The following is an 18,461-nucleotide window of genomic DNA, read 5'->3' on the forward strand; positions in this document are numbered from 1 at the left end:
AATGAGAATCCGCGTCATTTGTTTCAAAAATAAATACTTTTGTAAATAACAATAATAAAGAATCATGAAAACATTCGCAGTATCTATTGCAGCACTTTTTATTTGGACAGCTTGCGGAGATGGAAATCAGCCGATAATTGACCGCGAGGCATTAGTAGAAAGGAATAGTCCTGTTGTGACGGCATTCGATTCATTAGCTTCACTTTCTGTAGGAAATGGAGAGTTTGCTTATACGGTAGACATAACCGGATTACAGACGTTTCCGGACAATTATAAAAAAGGAGTTCCATTGGGAACGCAGAGCCAGTGGGGCTGGCATAGCTTCGCCAATCCGGACCAGCTTACTCCGGAAGAAACCCTGAAAGAATACGATTTTGGCAGGGGAAAGAAAGAACTTTACGCTACTCAATTCAAAGAAGAAGGCAGACAGCAGGATGCCGCTAATTGGTTTCGTGTCAATCCGCATCGTCTTCATTTAGGAATTGTCGGCTTTGACGTGGAAGAAGGTACGGATATTGAACAGGTAACTGACGTTCATCAGAAACTTTGCTTGTGGGATGGAAAAATCGAAAGCCGGTTTAAATTAAACGGTGAAGATTATCAAGTGGAGACAGTCTGCCATCCTTCTAATGATATGATTGCTGCAAATATTACCTCTAAGGCGCATACCGGGATTTGTTTTCGCTTTCCGTATCCTACGGGCGCTCATTGTGATGATGCATGTAATTGGGAAGCCGTTGATAAACATACAACGACTATTGTTACTCAAAATGAATCTTCCGCAGTCTTGAAACATACTTTAGATAGCACAGAGTATTTCGTAACTTTGTATTGGGAAGGGAAGGCTACTTTCAATGAGAAAGCAAAACATTATTTTGTCCTGATTCCGATGGACGATCATTTAGCTTTTACATGTGCTTTTACTAGTATAGCTCCTTCAACGCAGCCTGTTACTGTAGCACAAACTCAAGAAGAAGCAAAAAACTATTGGAACTCGTTTTGGAAGGAAGGCGCAGCTGTTGACTTTTCGGCATGTACAGACCCACGGGCCAAAGAACTGGAACGACGTGTGGTACTTAGCCAATATTTGCTTGCTATTCAGAGTGCAGGTACTACTCCTCCGCAAGAGACGGGGCTTACCTATAATTCGTGGTTTGGCAAATTTCATCTTGAAATGATCTGGTGGCACGAAGCTCAATTTGCTCTTTGGAATCGTAGCAACTTACTTGACCGTACATTAGGTTGGTATGAAAAGGTTGAACCGATAGCGCGTCAAATAGCCCAAAGACAAGGGTTTGATGGTGTTCGCTGGATGAAAATGACCGACCCGTCAGGAACAGAAGCCCCTTCCAAAGTAGGAAGTTTTCTGATTTGGCAACAACCTCATTTAATTTATTTGGCAGAATTACTTTATCGTGCTGATCCGACTAAAGAAGTATTGGAGAAATATAATCGTTTGGTACAGGAGACTGCAGAATTTATGTACTCTTTTGCTACATACGATGAACTGGAAGGACGTTACGTATTGAAAGGTGCCATTCCTGCACAAGAAACGTTGCGTGCTGCAGAAACAGTTAATCCTCCTTTCGAACTTTCTTACTGGCATTTTGCCATGCAGACCGCCCAACAATGGCGTGAGCGTATGGGACAGCAACGTAGTCTGGAATGGGATGAAATGATTGATAAACTTTCCCCTTTAGCATCTAATAATGAAGGGCTTTATCTGGCTGCTGAAACAGCTACAGATACCTATAAAGACATTCGTTATACTTCCGACCACATGGCTGTATTAGGTACAGTCGGTATTCTTCCGATGAATAAACTTATCCGGGAAGATTATATGAAAAATACATTGCACTGGATTTGGGATAACTGGAATTGGGGTAAAACCTGGGGATGGGATTATCCGATGACGGCTATGAATGCTGCCCGTTTGGGTGAACCGGAAAAGGCCGTCGGAGCTTTACTGATGGATAAACGCACAAACACATACTTGCCGAATGGTCATAATTATCAGGACGGTCGTTTACGTATTTATTTACCGGGTAATGGCGGCTTGCTGACTGCTATTGCGATGATGTGTGCCGGTTGGGACGGATGTACGGAGACTAATCCGGGATTTCCGAAAGATGGAACTTGGAATGTCCGTTGGGAAGGATTGAAGCCATTACCATAATCAAACACAAAAAAATATGAGTTATTTTCATCTGAATTTTATTTTAAAAGGAAAGCTGACTGTTTGTTGCCTCTTGATGTTGTCGGTGATGCCATTAAATGCTCAAAGAGAGGCAAAGCAGATCGGTGACTTTAAAGAATCCATCTCCTTGAATGAACATCTGCGAGGTACAAAAAGGACGTTGCAATATCGTCCCGATGGTGATGAGTTTGTTTGTGTCAATGGTAAGAATCGGTATACCCGTGCTTTGTACGGTAGTCACAGTCCCTTTCGTGTAGAAACAAGTGACCGACCGGTTTTTGCTTTTTATAATAACGGACGCGGAGGAAATATAAGTTTCAAAGTCATTCTTCGTGACGGAACAGAATTGGCGCTTGACTGCACCGGGCATTGTGAATCCCGTTATTCGGCTGGAAAACGTACCTATTATTTGACAGACCCGTCTTGGGGAAAAGGAGAACTGCGTATTTCTGTATTGGCATTAGCCGATATGGATGGAGCTATTTGGTGTTTTTCTCCTTCGAATATGCCTAAAGGAGCTATACTTCGTTGGCAACATGGGGGAGCTACCGGAAAACGTTTGAGTCGTAATGGAGATATGGGGGTAGATCCGGCTGATTGCTTCGAACTTCCTGCCGAAGCGACTGACCTTGTCACGGGTGAACTTTCTTTGCAGAAAGAAGTATACTTGGTACGTGGGGAGGTTCCCGAAGGTTATAATGTCCGTAAGCTCTATCAACAAGCGGAGGCAGCTTCTTTGGCATTGGCTTCTCATTTGAAGATAGAAACGCCGGACCCTTATTTGAACACGTTGGGTGGTGCATTGGTCGCAGCTGCCGATGGAATCTGGGACGGACAGGTTTGGTTGCACGGTGCTATTGGCTGGCGTATGCCGTTAAGTGGATGGAGGGCCGGATATACCGGTGATGCTTTAGGTTGGCATGACCGGGCACGGACTCATTTTGATGCTTATGCAGCCAGTCAGGTGACTGATGTCCCGAATACAATACCTCATCCGGCACAGGATTCTACAATGAATCTGGCGCGTTCGGAAAAACGTTGGGGAACTCCTCAATATAGTAATGGGTATATTTGCCGGAATCCTGGACGTAACAATCAGATGCACCACTATGACATGAACCTTTGTTACATGGATGAATTGTTATGGCATTTCAACTGGACGGGAGATACTGCGTATGTCCGCAAAATGTGGCCTGTGATTACCCGCCATCTAGCTTGGGAAAAATTAAATTATGATCCGGACAATGATGGTTTATATGATGCATACGCTTGTATTTGGGCAAGTGATGCGCTTTACTACAACAGTGGCGCAGTCACCCATTCGTCGGCTTATAACTACCGTGCCAATAAAATGGCTGCTTTTCTTGCTTCTTTAATAAGCGAAGACCCTTCACCTTATCAGAACGAAGCCGAGCAAATATTGAAAGCGATGAATAAGCGTCTTTGGATGCAGAGCAAAGGTTGTTGGGCGGAATATCAGGATTTTATGGGACATCGCCGGCTTCACGAAAGTCCGGGATTATGGACTATATACCATGCACTCGATAGCGACGTTGCCGATCCTTTTCAAGCTTATCAGGCTACACGGTATGTTGATACGGAAATACCACATATCCCCGTGTATGCAGATGGATTGGAAGAGGGATATGCAACGATTGCCACTACCAATTGGTTACCTTATTCCTGGAGTATCAATAATGTGGCTTTCGCAGAGGTGATGCATACAGCTTTGGCCTATTTCCAGGCAGGACGTCCGGAGGAAGCATATCGATTGATGAAAAGTTCATTTCTGGATGGTATGTACTTAGGTAACAGTCCCGGCAATTTGGGGCAAGTCAGCTTTTATGATGCTGCCCGTGGAGAGTGTTATCGTGACTTTGGAGATCCGATAGGGGTAGCTTCCCGATTACTGGTACAAGGATTGTATGGCATTTTACCCGATGTATTGAACGGGAAGATGGTGATTTGTCCGGGATTTCCCGCAGGATGGTTAAAAGCTTCTATTTCTTTGCCTGACATAACCTATCACTTTGTCAGGGAGAATGATACAGATATTTACCGGATAGAGCAACGTTTTAAGGCGCCTTTGGCATTGACATTACAAGTGAATGTCGGAAGAGAAAGGATTCATTCTGTGAAAGTAAATGGGAAAGAAGTTGACTGGAGCTTTGCGGAAGCTGCTTCCGGTTATCCGGTGGTTGTTATTCCTGCTTCTTCTGCCCAAAAAGCAATTGTCGAAATTGTGTGGAAAGGAAACTGTCTGAATCCGGTTCTGCCTGAAATACAGGCGGAGGCTTTAGCGGAGATCCGTATTCCATCCATTTTAGGGGCGGTATTCGGTGAAATATATGATCCGCAGGGAGTGCTGATACAGCCGAATGTTAGTGATACATTAATAAAAAGTAAGGTCAATGATCATTTGGGGCATCATACATTCTTTGTTCGCATGAAACAAGGACAGATGGAATGGTGGCAGCCTGTAAACGTACAGATTACAAAATCGGAAAAATCACCGGTCATTCTTCCTTTCTTACAGGTAAATACGTCAGAGTGCCGGGTGATGAATATGGATTCTTTGTTCAATGCGAATGTGACTGATATTTTCCGGAATGAGTATCTGACACCCCGTTCGCCTTATACCACTTTGCAACTTCCTGTTCAGGGCATTGGCGAGTGGTGCCATCCGAAATTAACTGCTGATATTGATGATGCAGGTTTGCGTGCCTTGGTACGTGATGAGATGCTGACTACCAAACTGGGTGTGCCATTCCGAACATTGGCTCAAGGAAGCAATATTGCTTTTACTTCGTTGTGGGATAATTATCCCGACAGTTTGAGTATTCCGCTTTCCGGTCGGGCTTCTCATGCCTATTTAATGATGGCAGGCAGTACCAATCACATGCAGTGTCGCATTGCTAATGGTATTGTTCGTGTATACTATACAGATGGAACTTCTGATGTATTGGAATTAGTGAATCCGGATAACTGGTGTCCTATTGAGCAGGATTTCTATGTTGATGGTCAGGCATTCACCGTTGTTTCTCCCCGTCCTTATCGCATTCATTTTAAGACGGGTTTGGTTAGCAATGACTTGGGAAAGGACTTAGGCATAAAGGGTGTTTATGGACGTTCCATCGAGGGAGGAGCAGGTGTACTTTTGGACATGCCTCTGAATCCTTCCAAAGAGTTAAGTCATCTGACGTTGGAAACACTTTCAAACGATGTTGTTATCGGTCTGATGGGAGTTACATTGCAATAAAATAAAAATAACATATTAATAAAAGGATAAGAATTATGATGAGAAGAACTATTAATTTACTACTGATGTTGCTTTTTGTGGCAGAGGTAACATTTGCGAATACTGTTGATTTTGATAAAGCATTTAAAGAAAGCGCCCGTATCGAAAAACAGATTAAACGTACCTCTTTTCCGAAACGAACATTTCTTATAACTGATTTTGGAGCAAAAACGGATGATGAGGCTAATCCTTGCCATGAAGCCATTAATCAGGCTATTCTACAGTGCAGTCTGTCAGGAGGTGGCACAGTAATTGTTCCTAAAGGCACTTTTTATACCGGACCTATTACTTTAAAGAGCAATGTGAATTTCCATTTCGAAGAGGGAGCTGTTTTGAAATTCTCTACAGATCAAAGCCTTTATTTTCCTGCAGTTTTAACCCGTTGGGAAGGAATTGATTGCTATAACGCTCATCCCTTGATTTATGCTTATGGTGAAAGCAATATTGCCATAACCGGAAAAGGGATTATCGATGGACAAGGTAGTATGGAAACTTGGTGGCCGATGTGTGGAGCCGTAAAGTATGGTTGGAAAGAAGGCATGGTGGCTCAACGCAATGGAGGTCGTGAACGTCTGTTGATGTATGGTGAAACATCTACTCCTGTCTACAAGCGTCTGATGAAGCCGGAAGATGGCATGCGTCCGCAGCTATTGAACTTACATTCCTGCCACACCATCTTGATTGAAGGTGTTACTTTGTTAAATTCTCCATTTTGGGTGATTCATCCTCTTTTCTGCGAGAGCTTGATTGTTAGCGGAGTGACTGTTTTCAATCGTGGACCTAACGGAGACGGATGTGATCCTGAATCTTGTAAGAATGTGTTGATTGAGAATTGTACATTTGACACGGGTGATGATTGTATTGCCATTAAATCAGGACGTAATGAAGACGGGCGTAAATGGAATATTCCTAGTGAGAACATTATTGTACGTGGTTGCATGATGAGGAATGGACATGGAGGAGTAGTGATCGGCAGTGAGATTTCCGGTGGTTACCGTAACTTGTTTGTAGAAGACTGCCGGATGGATAGCCCGAATCTGGATCGTGTCATTCGTATTAAGACGAGCACTTGCCGTGGAGGACTTATAGAAAATGTATATGTGCGAAATGTAACGGTAGGACAATGTCGTGAAGCTGTACTTCGCATCAATCTGCAATACGAGAACCGGGAGAAATGTAAGAGAGGGTTTGACCCGATTGTCCGTAATGTGCATTTGAAGAATGTAACTTGTGAGAAGAGTAAATTGGGTGTGCTTATTATAGGACTGGAGGATGATAAACATGTATATAACATCAGTGTAGAGGATTCTCATTTTAATAATGTAGCCAAAGGAGCAAATGATATTAAAGGGGCGAAAGATGTGACTTTCAAGAACCTTTATATCAATGGTGAATTGGTGAAATAGGGCATAATTGTAATAGATAAAAATCCAGCTATGAATGAAGAAGAATGGAAGACTGTCTATGACGTACAAATCTATGTTACATCTTTATCAGCAATAAGTGATTGTAATTGGAATAAGTTAGAATTCTGGATAAATCTTCATCAGGATGGTTTTATCTATAAATTGAGGCATTATTATCCTATACTTTCAGAAGATGATATACATATCATTCTTTTGTTACGTATCGATTTTAGTAATGCGCAGATTTCAGAGCTGTTCCATATTCTAGGAAGTTCTTTTCGGATACGCCGTAGTAGATTGAAAAAGAAAATGAATGTTTCTTGTGAATCTATTACCGATTTTATTAAATCATTGCGTTTGGAATGATCTTTCTTTAAAAACCATATTTAAATGCGTATACATTGGCTGTGTATACGCATTTGTATACGGTTGAAATTTGTATTCCAATTTATAAATGTCGTCCTTTGTTACAACAAGAACGATAAATTCTTATTCGTACTAATAATATGGAAAAATGCAGCTCCTTATCTTATGTGATATAGATGGAATTGGAAGTGAATTATACAATTTTTACAAATATATGATATTGCTTTGAAAAAGATATTCAAAATTAGTAATCTCTAAAAGTAATTCTTATGAAAAAGTGGAATTTTGGCTTTGTTATGATTGGATTAGCCTTTCTAATCAGTATTTTAGTACTTAGTTGTCAGACGGATGAAACTGACGAATACTCTCAACAGGCAGTAGATGTGACTGCTGCTGATCTTTTTATTGCTTCGGAAGCTTATCAGAACTTGGAAAAAGAAATAGGAAAGGACATGAGAAGAGAACGAAACGCAATCTCTAAATTGTCTAAAGAAGACTTGGAACAATATCGTTTACTCCGAAAAGGTATGCTTAATGTTGAGACTCGTACAGAAGCAATTACTCAATTAAAGATTCTGACAGGATATGATTATCAAGCTAACCGTGATCGTATTTCTTCCTTGGTCAGGGACGTTTTTAAAGATGTAAATTTTACTAAATTAGAGTTGATGAGGGCACGACAAAAAAGTCGAATGTGTAAAGTTGTGATTACACGAACAGATACCAATGCAGAATTACGTGAAAAATGCAAGAATGATTGTGATGAAACGACTAAAGAAGATATAATTGCATGTCATAACCATTTTAACGAGAATATTAAAGATTTACCTGCTAGTGAATTTCCAGATGGTGAAAGCTATAAATTCTGGGTAAAAGTAAGAGACGCCTGTATATCGGCTGCACAAAGGGAGGAAGAAAATTGTAAAAAAAGTTGTGATAAAAGCTATCCAGATGAGGAATAAATTTTAATTGTAAGAGTTAATATTTAATAGTCGTAATAATGAAAAAATATCTATTCATTTTTATTTTCGTATCTATAGCCCAGCTATTTTACGGTCAAGGAAAATATACCATTCAGGGTGAATTACCCGACCATTCGTTAGATGATAGTTATTTGCGTTTGACTAATAGTTCAGCTCTTAGTCAAGAAAAAGAACGAATTAAACATTTATTTATTGATAGTATATTGGTGGTTGATGGGAAATTCCATTATGAAGGTGTACTTTCACAAAAGCCATTCTTAGCGTATCTTTCTAGTGCAAGGACAGGAAGAAATATGTTGGATTTGGGCCTGTATTTTATAGTTGAGCCTGGTAATATTCATATCCGCATCGCTAATTGGGCAGATGAGGGTGTGGTATCAGGTACTCCTATTAATGAAGATTACAGTACCTATATGATTGGCACAAAGAGAAGTATGGAAAATCAATTACTTTTTTTAGAAAAATATGCCCAATACCCGGATGTCGTACGATTCCACTTATCTTTTTTATTGAACGGACGAAGAATGTCAAGGGATCCTAATTTTCCAAAATATCTACAGATTCTCGACCGAATGCCTAAAGCAGATCGGGATATTCTTTTGGCTTGGCTGGACTATACTATTAAAAAGTATGAATATGAAAAAAAAACCAAACCATTATTGGACAGTATACGTAATAATGCCCCTCGTTTCATCGAGACTATTCCGAGTAATTCATCATCAACAACGATGAAAAATAAGTAGAATTTTAGTCTTATTGTGATTTGTGTGACGTGTTTTTGATTATGAAATTGACAATCAGCGGGAGAATAAGTGCCCTATATGTTACTACCTTAAAAATAGTTTTATGAAAAAGAGCAAAGCTTTCTTGAATATGGTTGTGTTAACCTTTTTAATAGCTATATCTATGCTTAGTTGTCAATCGAATGATGATTATTTGCAAATCGGAATAGGCAATTGTGAGAGTAGCAATGGTACGTGTCCTATAACCGTATTTCATTAGGCTTTTTATACATCCATATTTAAGTTATAATTTAATATGAAAGCAAAAAAACAAATTTTTGTCCTATTTTTGACAATGCTGGTAGGAATCCCTATTCTTTTTGCCCAAAACAAAAAAGAACAAAAAAAGCAAAAGGTGGAAGTTGTCAAAAATATCATTGCATCAAAAAACTATAGGATCGACGTGGATACTTATATACATCCGGATAGAGATCCCATACTATTGGATGGGGCAGATAATTCGATTGAAATTAGAAATGATTCAGTCTTTTCTACTCTTCTTTATCTCGGCCAAGTTGATATGCCATACGGTAGGAGAGGAGCTGAACTTTTCTTTCAAGCTCCTTTGAAAAAATATGCAATGGATATAGATAAAAAGAAAAATGCTCACATCAAGTTTTCAGTAGATGCAGCAATAGGTGATTGTAACTTTTATATTAAGGTGTATCCCAATGGAAGTGCGAGCATTTATGTTACCTTGCAGCAGGGGAAGAGTGTTAATTTTTCAGGAGAATTAAATATGTGAAGAGAAGAAGCGGAGTCTCTGTAGCACTTAATATATTATTATGAGAAAATATCTATTCATTTTTATTTTCGTATCTATAGCCCAGCTATTCTATGGACAAGAAAAATATACTATTCAGGGTGAATTACCCGACCATTCGTTAGATAATAGTTATTTGCGTTTGACTAATAGTTCAGCTCTTAGTCAAGAAAAAGAACGAATTAAACATTTATTTATTGATAGTATATTGGTGGTTGACGGGAAATTCCATTATGAAGGTGTACTTTCACAAAAGCCATTCTTAGCACATCTTAGTAGTGCAAAGACAGGAAGAAAAATGTTGAATTTGGGCTTGTATTTTATAGTTGAGCCTGGTAATATCCATATCCGTATCGCTAATTGGGCAGATAAGGGTATTGTATCAGGTACTCCTATTAACGACGATTATAACAGATATATTATCGAACAGCAAAAAAAAGTGGATAGAGAGCGTTCTCTTCAAAATAGAAGTGCATCTTTCAGAGATGCATACATACATGCCAACGAATGTAGACTTTTTTTCTTAGAGAAATATGCTCAATATCCAGATGTCGTACGATTCCACTTATCTTTTTTGTTGAACGGACGAAGAGCATCAAAGGATCCTGATTTCCCAAAATATCTACGGATTCTCGACCGAATGCCCAAAGCCGATCGAGACATTCTTTTGGCTTGGCTGGACTATACTATTAAAAGAGAAGAATATGAAAAAAAGACCAAACCATTATTGGACAGTATACGTAACAATGCCCCTCGTTTCATCGAGACTATTCCGAGTAGTTCATCATCAACAACTATAAAAAATGAGTAAAATCCTTGGTCTTAAAAACCATATTTAAATGCGTATACATTGGCTGTGTATACGCGTTTGTATACGGTTGAAATTTGTATTTTAATTTATAAATGTCGTCCTTTGTAACAACAAGAACGATAAACTTTTATTAGTACTAATATTATGGAAAAATACAGCTCCTTATCTGATGTGATATAGACAGAACTGGAAAATGAGCCAAACGATTATCAACTAATAATGGGGTATCGCCTTGAAAAAGATATTCAATATTATTAATCTCTAAAAGTAGTTCTTATGAAAAAAATGAATTTAGGCTTTATTATGGTCGGATTAGTTTTTCTAATTAGTATTTCTGTGCTTAGTTGTCAGACGAATGATGCTGATAATTACTCTCAACAGGCAGAAGACGTGACTGCTGCGGATCTTTTCATAGCTTCGGAAGCTTATCAAAATCTGGAAAAAGAAATCAGAAAGAATATAAGAAGAAAACAAAATGTAATCTCTAAATGGTCCAAAGAAGAAAAGGAGCGGTATCTTCAATTCAAAGCAGAGTGGTTCAACCCAAAGATTCGTACAGAAGCAAATATTCAATTGAATCTCTTGCTTGGTTACGACGAAGAAGCTAATTATGATCGAATCTCATCTTTGGTAGGGGAAGTTTATGAAGGTACTGATTTTGCGCAATTAGAGCTAATGAAAGCTTTGCAAAAACGGCAAATGAAACGAGTTTCGATTAGTACACGAACCACTGATACTGAAGAGCTGGAGATTTGTAATAGAGCGTGTACTGACCATGCTATACAAAGATCTATTATATGCTTTGACATTTATAATGCAGCTATGAGCAGTCTTGAAAGCATGGCAGAATACTATAATCCTGAAGATATTCGTTCTGAAAAAGAAAAACTTGCAGCAGAACGAAAAGAATGTTTGGACGATGTTGATAAAACTAGGGAAGAATGTTTGGAAAGTTGTAAAGATACCTATGAAAAGTAGCTGATTTAAATATTCACAATTATGAGAAAAAATCTATTTTTTATTGTATTTGCACTTTTGGTTCAACTGCTTTATGGACAAGAAAAGTACATTATTCAAGGTGAATTTCCAGATAATTCGCTAGACGGAAAATATATAATACTGACAGATAAGTCTTTTCTTCCTGATGAGTACAAACGTAAATGGAAAGCATCTGACGATGAAGTTAAGATATTGGTAACTGATAAAAAATTCTATTATGAAGGGACAACCACACGAAAACCTTTTTTGGCGCAAATATATTACGATAGACCAACATTCAGTGGTCAGACAAGTGCGACTTCTTTTGTAATAGAACCTGGAAATATCCAGATCCATATAACCGATTGGTATGAGGAAGGAAATGTATCGGGTACTCCTATCAATAAAGACTATAACACTTGTGTCATTGAACGGAAAAATCTGGTAAATAGAATTTTTAGAACTATCTGTTTAAAGGGGCAGACTTCGGAAGCTGAAGGAGCTTATTCTTTTGGTTCAGCATTTGAGGATTTTGAAGAAGGTGAATTGGCTTTCTTTGAGAAATATGTCAAATATCCGGATGTTATCCGAGTAATGTTGTCTAGCTATTTGGAAGTTAAGGAATTAAATAAAAGATTGGTGGATGCTAAATATTTACGTATTCTTGACTTAATGCCCAAAGCGGATCGAGATATTTTGATAGCGTGGCGAGAGTATACAATGAAGAGAGAGGAGTATTGGGCAAAGAGAAGAGCGTTGACCGATAGTCTTAATCGTAATGCTCCTCGTTTTATTGAAAGACAAATAAATAATAATTAAAAATCAAATCATGAAAACAAAAAGACTCATTTTAGCTTTGACTACATGGACTGTTGTTATAGTTATGTCACTTCATAGTTGTCAGACTGATAGTGGTTATGATAATGTTATTCAAGAAAATAATTTGACTGAAGCCGACCTTTTTGTTGCCTCGGAGGCGTATAAGAATTTAGAAAAAGAGATTAAAAAGAATTTGAGAAGAAGAAAAAACGCAATCGATAAATTTTCTAAAGAAGAAAAAAAACAGTATCAACAGCTTAGAAAAAAGTTATCCAAATCGGATACTCGTGTTGAAGCGCAGATTCAATTAAATATCTTACTTGGATATGACGAAGAAGCAAGTTACGATCGAATTGATTCTTTGGTTTGGAAGGTTTACAAAGGTACAAATTTTACCCGATTAGAATTAATAAGAGCTCGGCAAAAACGCCAAATGAATCAAATTACTATTAGTACACGAGATACTGATTCAGAACAACGTTGTATTGATGATTGCAATACGAATGCTACAGACGCAGATATGGAATGCCAACATACATATTATGCAGAAATTCAATATGCTGAAAATAGTATGTCTGATTGGGAAAAACTTATGTATCCGGAAAGGTTGGAATATTTGAAAGAACTAGCTAGAAATAGTAGAGATGAATGTGTAAAGCAAGTCGATAAAGATAGGGAGGATTGCGTAAAAAACTGCTGTAAAAAAACAACGTGATAAAAATCAAGATTCCACTTATTTAAGATTCCAAACAACATACAATTATGAAAGAAAAATTTTTTTCTCTTTTTGTGTTCGCATTCTTTGCTCAATTGCTTTTGGGGCAAGAGAAATTTACGATTCGGGGTGAATTCCCTGATAATTCTTTAGATGGTAAATATGTGTTATTAATAGATAAATCGTATCTTCTTGAAGAAAGGGAAGGACAAAAACAAGCATACGACAACAGCATAAAAATAAAGGTGATTGGCAAGGAATTTTTTTACGAAGGAACTGTTACACGAAAGCCTTTTTTTGCACAAATATCCTATGATGCCCCACCGTTCCATAAAGGGACTGATATTAATCTTTTTGTGGAACCGGGTAATATCTATATTCGTATGGTTGATTGGGATACTGACGCTAATGTATCGGGCACTTCCATCAATGAAGATTATAATACTTACATTCTTGAGCGAAAAGCTCAATGGAGTGCTGTATATTGGAATAGAGATCGGAGAAAAATGGCGGAAGATAGTACTAAAACAGAGAATAGTAAGTTATTAGATACATCATTAACTGAACAACGTTCAGAAGGTCGGTTTACTTTTCTTGAAAAATATGCAAAATATCCGAATGTCATCCGAGTCATGTTGGCTCGTGATTTAAGGACAAAATATCCGATTAGGGAGCCTGAACTCTCTCAATATCTACGTATTATCGATTTAATGCCCCAAGCGGATCGAGATGCTTTTTTATCATGGTGGGATTATATTATGAAAGAACGAGAATTTAAAAAGAAGAGCCGAATGATATTAGATAGTTTGATCGGTGATCCACCCCGTTTCATCGAGACTATTCCGAGTAGTTCATCATCAACAACTATAAAAAATGAGTAAAATCCTTGGTCTTATTGTTATTCTGATGATTTGTGTTTTTTGCAATCAAAAAAGGAAGGCAGAGATGTCCCTGTCTTCCTATACACATGATTTCGGAATAATTAGTTCTGATATAATTTGTCGTGATAGCATTATAATCACCAATGTAGGCAATGCCAGGTTGGAAATAGGAGAGATCGAAACCGGATGTGGATGTACACAAGCATCGGTGGAGAAGTATGAATTAAATCCTGACGAATCGTGCTCGCTTCATTTTTCTTTCAATCCGAAAGGAAAGGGATTAGGAGCGAAAGAAGAATTAATTATTATCAATGCAAACACAGACTCCCTCTTTTATATTCTGCAAGTTAAGGCAATTATTCAGTGATAATGTTTTTACGTTTTCTTTTTTACTTATCACCACCTTATACTTATCGGCTGATTGGTTTATGGATAGGTATTTTATGCCTAAAAATATAAGTTTCGTTGTCGGCATCATATTATGGGGAGGTATTTGCATAGGGAACTGGAAGCGAAAAATTAGACTGTCTGTTGATTTTCTATTTCTGTCTTTTACTGTTTTTATGGGATATGTTTTCGTTTGCAGTCTCTTTACATCACAATATATACACAGTGTATACATTGTATCTGGATGGATTCTTTTTGTGTTGATGCGTAATAGAAAAAATCCTACAGAAACATTTAATAGCATTTTAGCTGTCGTTGGAGTTTTGTCGGCCTTGTATGGCTTGCTGCAATATGTAGGGTGTATAGAAACTCAATCTTATTTTCCAGTTACCGGTTCTTTTGATAATCCCGCCGGATTTGCTGCGAGCATCGTTCTCTGTTATCCTTTTCTTTTGTGTCATTCTTCTAACGGAAAAAGAAGAACGTTCAAGGTTATGGCGTGCCTTCTCCTCATTATAGTCGTTATCTTATCCGGTTCGAGAACAGGTGTATTTACTTTATGTGTAGTAACACTTCTTTTTTATGCTCTCCGTTATCGGAAGTTAATTCATAAAAGGCGCATCTTTTTTATCAGCGGAGGCGCTTTGTTTCTAATAGGTTTATTCATTGGACTGATTTATCTAAAACCAGCTTCCGCTTCCGGTCGTGTTCTGATTTGGAAAGTATCTGCCGGATTGTGTAAGGAACATATAATTCAGGGAAACGGACTCGGCTCTTTTAGGGCGGATTACATGCCGGAACAAGCCAAATATTTGTCTTCCTCCCATGCTGATGAAAGCGATAGAATATTGGCAGGAAACACGAATTATCCATTTAATGAGTATCTGTTGCTGCTGATTGAACAAGGACTCATAGGAATCGCTTTATTCTTATTGTCGTTGATTGCTGTTTTTCGAAGTAATGTGGCATTTGACACTCCAGCCATACTGACGCTTGTTTCTATTGCTATATTTTCCTGTTTTTCTTATCCATTCAAATATGCTTTTGTTTGGTTCATGATTATCTACTGCCTCGCTTCACTTAATCAACGGGAGGTTGCTCTACGAACAATACGTTTCAATAAGCCATTCTTATTGGTTATACTTTTTATACTCTGTTTATTTCTGATTAAGAATATCATTTTCGAGCGTACATGGAAACGAATTTCGTTGGTTGCAGAAAAGAACAATGGTTTGCTGGATAATGAATTATCTGTATTTACCAAGCTATATGATGAGTGGAATGGCAATCCCTATTTCTTGTACAATTATGCATCAGAATTGAAAAATGTGGAATTGTACAAACAAAGCGTCAACATATTCTTGCATTGCGAATCTTATATCAATACGTATGACCTGCAAATGCAATTGGCGGATAATTACTATCAAATGGAATGTTGGGAAGAAGCTGAAAGACGATATAAGCTGGCACAATGTATGTGTCCCAGCCGTTTTCTTCCATTACAAGGACTTTTGAGAATCTATGTAAAATCTGATAACTGTATACTTGCCGAACGGGTAGCTTTAGAAATAATCAATAAACGGATAAAGATACCATCTTACACTGTTTCTATCATACAGGAAGAGGCCAGAAACTATTTGCGCAAAAAGAATATTTAATTATAAACTAACAATAAAACAAAATGAAAGCTATATTCATCTTTCTTTTTCTTGTTTTGCTTTTCAGTTGCCAAAGTTCTGAAGAAAAACAGTTGGAAAAGGTGCTGACACTGTCGGGAAATAATCGTTCGGAACTCGAAAAAGTGCTGGAGCATTATAAAGAAAACGAAGCCGACAGTTTGAAACTTAGAGCTGCCAAATTTTTGATAATGAATATGCCTGGGCACCAGTTGTATATAGGGAAAGATATTGAAGAATATTATGTCGAAGCTGAAAAGATTATCTTCTCCGACAGAAAGATTGATGAACAGGTGAATGAATTAAATAATTTGTTGTTAGAGTTTCCATCAGATGATTTTGAGTTTAAGGAAGATTACTCTGTCATAAAAGCCAGCTATCTGATACAGAGTATAGACGCGGCTTTTGACGATTGGCAACAAGGTCGTTGGGCAAGAGGCATTACATTTGAAGAATTTTGTGAATATATGCTTCCTTATAAGTGCGTAGAGTTTCAGGCTTTTGATGATTGGCGCAATGTGTTGAAACCGATAGCTAATGACACATTATGCGATTTTTCTTATAATGACATTTGGAATAAAACACCCTATCATGCGGCAGAAGCTATTAATATTAAATTACGTGATACTGTTATTGTCGATTTGAAAAAGCCTCTGAAGTGGCATGCGTTATATAAGATTCCGTTTTGGTGCAATATTCCTTCCAATTCTTGTGAGACAAGGACAAACACAGCTTTAGCTATCATGCGCAGTAAGGGGTTTGCGGTTTCGTATGATTTCGTTTTGCAGTGGCCTACAAAAGCACATGCACATTCGTGGCTAAGTATTTTGATAGATCACGATCGCCGAATGGTATGTGAAGGAGGACATGAACCTTTTTTAGCTGCCTTACGACCGGGGGAGTGTAAGGGAAAAGTATATCGAAGAACATATTCTCCCAATTCGGCCTTAGTCCGGCTGAATAAAGAAGCTGGTAGTGTTCCGTCAACGTTGCGCAATGTGTTTATAAAAGACGTTACGGATGAATATGCAACGACCATTGATCCTGTTTTTCCTGTACTTTCCGGGAGAAGAGAACGCAAAGAAAAATATGCATATCTGGCAGTATTTGACAATGCGAAATGGATTCCTGTTTGCTTTTCGGAAATAAAAGATGGTAAGCAGATTACCTTTGATAAAATAGAGAAGGGAGCTGTCTATCTGCCGATATATTATATAAATGGAAGGGTTCGTCCATTCAATTATCCTGCTTTGTTGAATGAAAAAGGTGAACTGGAGTTCTTGAATCCCGATAACACATCCAAAAGAAGTATTAGTTTAAAACGGAAATATCCTTTAACGCGCAAAGCGTTCACCACAGCACTCCGTTTAAAACACAGCATGTTTCAAGCAGCACACAAGGAGGATTTCAGCGATGCCGTCACAGTACATACGTTCAAAGAATATAGCGTATCGGGTAGTATAAATGTGAGCGATACTACAAAGTATCGTTATTGGCGTTATATCTGTCCAAAGCCCTACCGCTGTAATATTGCAGAATTGATGTTCTTGGATAAAGACAATAAAAAACTGACAGGAACCATTATAGGTTCTGAAGAACGAAGCAAAAATCCGCATTATAGCCGTTCTGCTGCTTTTGATTTAGATCCGTTGACATTTTTCGCATCTAAAACTTTAAGAGATGGTTGGGTAGGATTGGATTTGGGCAAACCGGAATCTGTTGGAAGAATAGGCTATATGACACGTAATGATGACAACAATGTTCGTATTGGAGATACTTACGAGCTTTTTTATTGGGATATGGATTGGGTGTCGTTGGGCAAACAAATAGCTGACGATTTTAGTCTAACCTTTCACCATGTACCACAAAATGCTTTACTTTTATTGAGAGATCTTACTAGGGGGACGGATGAACGAATTTTCTTGTATAAAGATGTTAAGCAGATATGGTATTGATTCATCGGCAAAATGCCATCCGTGAATTTATCGACGGCGAGGCGCACGTCAAGGGATTCCTGTTGGCTTACTTAGGGTTGACGCAGGGCTACATCCTTCTTCCCGAATACGAATCTTCCAAAGGTTATGCGGACTTCTACATGATGCCCGATCTGGTGCGCCAGCCGGACATAGTCTACAGCTATATCGTGGAGGTGAAGTACGCCCGCCGTGACACCTCCGATGCCGACATCGCCTTGCTGAAACGTGATGCGGCAGAACAGTTGCGCCGCTATGCCGACGATGGGAAGGTGGCCCGCACAAAAGGGAATACCCGGCTTGGATTGATTACGCTGGTGTTCAAGGGATGGGAATTGGTGGCACTGGAGAAGCTGGCGTCCAGAGCGGATTGCGAAAATGAATCAGAAGCCTAAATATGGTATCCGATTTTTTTTAATATTTATG

At 38.4% G+C, this 18,461-nt stretch carries 16 protein-coding genes; all 16 read left to right on the top strand.

All coding sequences use genetic code 11. The annotated features are described in order from the left end of the window. Positions 1 to 64 precede the first annotated feature (64 nt). The 16 genes from HMPREF0106_RS11615 (at position 65) to HMPREF0106_RS11540 (ending at position 18,430) form a co-directional block, all read left to right on the top strand. Positions 65 to 2,176 (top strand): hypothetical protein, encoded by a 2,112-nt coding sequence (locus tag HMPREF0106_RS11615; RefSeq protein ID WP_009040115.1) that lies wholly within the window; start codon positions 65 to 67, stop codon positions 2,174 to 2,176. Positions 2,177 to 2,192: 16 nt separating this feature from the next. Continuing rightward, entirely contained in the window at positions 2,193 to 5,456 is a 3,264-nt protein-coding gene (locus HMPREF0106_RS11610; RefSeq protein WP_009040116.1) for a DUF4450 domain-containing protein, read from the top strand. A gap of 35 nt (positions 5,457 to 5,491) precedes the next feature. Beyond that, on the top strand, positions 5,492 to 6,901 hold the full coding sequence (locus HMPREF0106_RS11605) for a glycoside hydrolase family 28 protein (protein WP_009040117.1): 1,410 nt from the start codon (positions 5,492 to 5,494) through the stop codon (positions 6,899 to 6,901). A 30-nt stretch (positions 6,902 to 6,931) separates the two neighbouring features. Next, positions 6,932 to 7,267 carry a hypothetical protein gene (locus tag HMPREF0106_RS11600; protein ID WP_009040118.1) on the top strand — a complete coding sequence of 112 codons (336 nt, stop codon included), beginning with the start codon at positions 6,932 to 6,934 and terminating at the stop codon, positions 7,265 to 7,267. A 269-nt stretch (positions 7,268 to 7,536) separates the two neighbouring features. Next, positions 7,537 to 8,229 (top strand): hypothetical protein, encoded by a 693-nt coding sequence (locus HMPREF0106_RS11595; RefSeq protein ID WP_009040119.1) that lies wholly within the window; start codon positions 7,537 to 7,539, stop codon positions 8,227 to 8,229. A gap of 38 nt (positions 8,230 to 8,267) precedes the next feature. Continuing rightward, positions 8,268 to 8,993 carry a DUF4369 domain-containing protein gene (locus HMPREF0106_RS11590; protein WP_008645522.1) on the top strand — a complete coding sequence of 242 codons (726 nt, stop codon included), beginning with the start codon at positions 8,268 to 8,270 and terminating at the stop codon, positions 8,991 to 8,993. Positions 8,994 to 9,288: 295 nt separating this feature from the next. Then, positions 9,289 to 9,777: a DUF4251 domain-containing protein gene (locus HMPREF0106_RS11585; protein ID WP_009040120.1), complete on the top strand. Its 489-nt coding sequence runs from the start codon at positions 9,289 to 9,291 to the stop codon at positions 9,775 to 9,777. Between the two features lie 40 nt (positions 9,778 to 9,817). After that, entirely contained in the window at positions 9,818 to 10,606 is a 789-nt protein-coding gene (locus HMPREF0106_RS11580) for a DUF4369 domain-containing protein (protein ID WP_009040121.1), read from the top strand. A gap of 276 nt (positions 10,607 to 10,882) precedes the next feature. Continuing rightward, positions 10,883 to 11,584 carry a hypothetical protein gene (locus tag HMPREF0106_RS11575; protein ID WP_009040122.1) on the top strand — a complete coding sequence of 234 codons (702 nt, stop codon included), beginning with the start codon at positions 10,883 to 10,885 and terminating at the stop codon, positions 11,582 to 11,584. A 21-nt stretch (positions 11,585 to 11,605) separates the two neighbouring features. After that, a complete protein-coding gene (locus tag HMPREF0106_RS11570; RefSeq protein WP_009040123.1) occupies positions 11,606 to 12,403 on the top strand; it encodes a DUF4369 domain-containing protein in 798 nt (265 codons plus the stop codon). A gap of 10 nt (positions 12,404 to 12,413) precedes the next feature. Continuing rightward, positions 12,414 to 13,118 carry a hypothetical protein gene (locus HMPREF0106_RS11565; RefSeq protein ID WP_009040124.1) on the top strand — a complete coding sequence of 235 codons (705 nt, stop codon included), beginning with the start codon at positions 12,414 to 12,416 and terminating at the stop codon, positions 13,116 to 13,118. A gap of 47 nt (positions 13,119 to 13,165) precedes the next feature. After that, a complete protein-coding gene (locus HMPREF0106_RS11560; protein ID WP_009040125.1) occupies positions 13,166 to 13,999 on the top strand; it encodes a DUF4369 domain-containing protein in 834 nt (277 codons plus the stop codon). A gap of 64 nt (positions 14,000 to 14,063) precedes the next feature. Beyond that, complete coding sequence (locus HMPREF0106_RS11555; protein ID WP_232286783.1) at positions 14,064 to 14,366, top strand: DUF1573 domain-containing protein; 303 nt, start codon at positions 14,064 to 14,066, stop codon at positions 14,364 to 14,366. Positions 14,367 to 14,649: 283 nt separating this feature from the next. After that, positions 14,650 to 16,044: an O-antigen ligase family protein gene (locus tag HMPREF0106_RS11550; RefSeq protein ID WP_232286784.1), complete on the top strand. Its 1,395-nt coding sequence runs from the start codon at positions 14,650 to 14,652 to the stop codon at positions 16,042 to 16,044. Between the two features lie 23 nt (positions 16,045 to 16,067). Beyond that, a complete protein-coding gene (locus HMPREF0106_RS11545) occupies positions 16,068 to 18,017 on the top strand; it encodes a discoidin domain-containing protein (RefSeq protein ID WP_009040128.1) in 1,950 nt (649 codons plus the stop codon). Beyond that, positions 18,008 to 18,430 (top strand): PD-(D/E)XK nuclease domain-containing protein, encoded by a 423-nt coding sequence (locus HMPREF0106_RS11540; protein WP_008645508.1) that lies wholly within the window; start codon positions 18,008 to 18,010, stop codon positions 18,428 to 18,430. Before HMPREF0106_RS11545 ends, HMPREF0106_RS11540 begins: the two co-directional genes overlap by 10 nt. The last annotated feature ends 31 nt before the right edge of the window (positions 18,431 to 18,461 follow it).

Source organism: Bacteroides sp. D22, assembly GCF_000163675.1.
GTDB classification, from domain to species: domain Bacteria; phylum Bacteroidota; class Bacteroidia; order Bacteroidales; family Bacteroidaceae; genus Bacteroides; species Bacteroides xylanisolvens.

Bases quoted from the DNA above. Each gene is read 5' to 3' on its own strand.
- HMPREF0106_RS11575 (WP_009040122.1), top strand. From the start codon at position 10,883: ATGAAAAAAATGAATTTAGGCTTTATTATGGTCGGATTAGTTTTTCTA.
- HMPREF0106_RS11545 (WP_009040128.1), top strand. From the start codon at position 16,068: ATGAAAGCTATATTCATCTTTCTTTTTCTTGTTTTGCTTTTCAGTTGC.
- HMPREF0106_RS11560 (WP_009040125.1), top strand. From the start codon at position 13,166: ATGAAAGAAAAATTTTTTTCTCTTTTTGTGTTCGCATTCTTTGCTCAA.
- HMPREF0106_RS11590 (WP_008645522.1), top strand. From the start codon at position 8,268: ATGAAAAAATATCTATTCATTTTTATTTTCGTATCTATAGCCCAGCTA.
- HMPREF0106_RS11565 (WP_009040124.1), top strand. From the start codon at position 12,414: ATGAAAACAAAAAGACTCATTTTAGCTTTGACTACATGGACTGTTGTT.
- HMPREF0106_RS11600 (WP_009040118.1), top strand. From the start codon at position 6,932: ATGAATGAAGAAGAATGGAAGACTGTCTATGACGTACAAATCTATGTT.
- HMPREF0106_RS11555 (WP_232286783.1), top strand. From the start codon at position 14,064: ATGTCCCTGTCTTCCTATACACATGATTTCGGAATAATTAGTTCTGAT.
- HMPREF0106_RS11570 (WP_009040123.1), top strand. From the start codon at position 11,606: ATGAGAAAAAATCTATTTTTTATTGTATTTGCACTTTTGGTTCAACTG.
- HMPREF0106_RS11605 (WP_009040117.1), top strand. From the start codon at position 5,492: ATGATGAGAAGAACTATTAATTTACTACTGATGTTGCTTTTTGTGGCA.
- HMPREF0106_RS11550 (WP_232286784.1), top strand. From the start codon at position 14,650: ATGCGTAATAGAAAAAATCCTACAGAAACATTTAATAGCATTTTAGCT.
- HMPREF0106_RS11610 (WP_009040116.1), top strand. From the start codon at position 2,193: ATGAGTTATTTTCATCTGAATTTTATTTTAAAAGGAAAGCTGACTGTT.
- HMPREF0106_RS11615 (WP_009040115.1), top strand. From the start codon at position 65: ATGAAAACATTCGCAGTATCTATTGCAGCACTTTTTATTTGGACAGCT.
- HMPREF0106_RS11585 (WP_009040120.1), top strand. From the start codon at position 9,289: ATGAAAGCAAAAAAACAAATTTTTGTCCTATTTTTGACAATGCTGGTA.
- HMPREF0106_RS11540 (WP_008645508.1), top strand. From the start codon at position 18,008: ATGGTATTGATTCATCGGCAAAATGCCATCCGTGAATTTATCGACGGC.
- HMPREF0106_RS11595 (WP_009040119.1), top strand. From the start codon at position 7,537: ATGAAAAAGTGGAATTTTGGCTTTGTTATGATTGGATTAGCCTTTCTA.
- HMPREF0106_RS11580 (WP_009040121.1), top strand. From the start codon at position 9,818: ATGAGAAAATATCTATTCATTTTTATTTTCGTATCTATAGCCCAGCTA.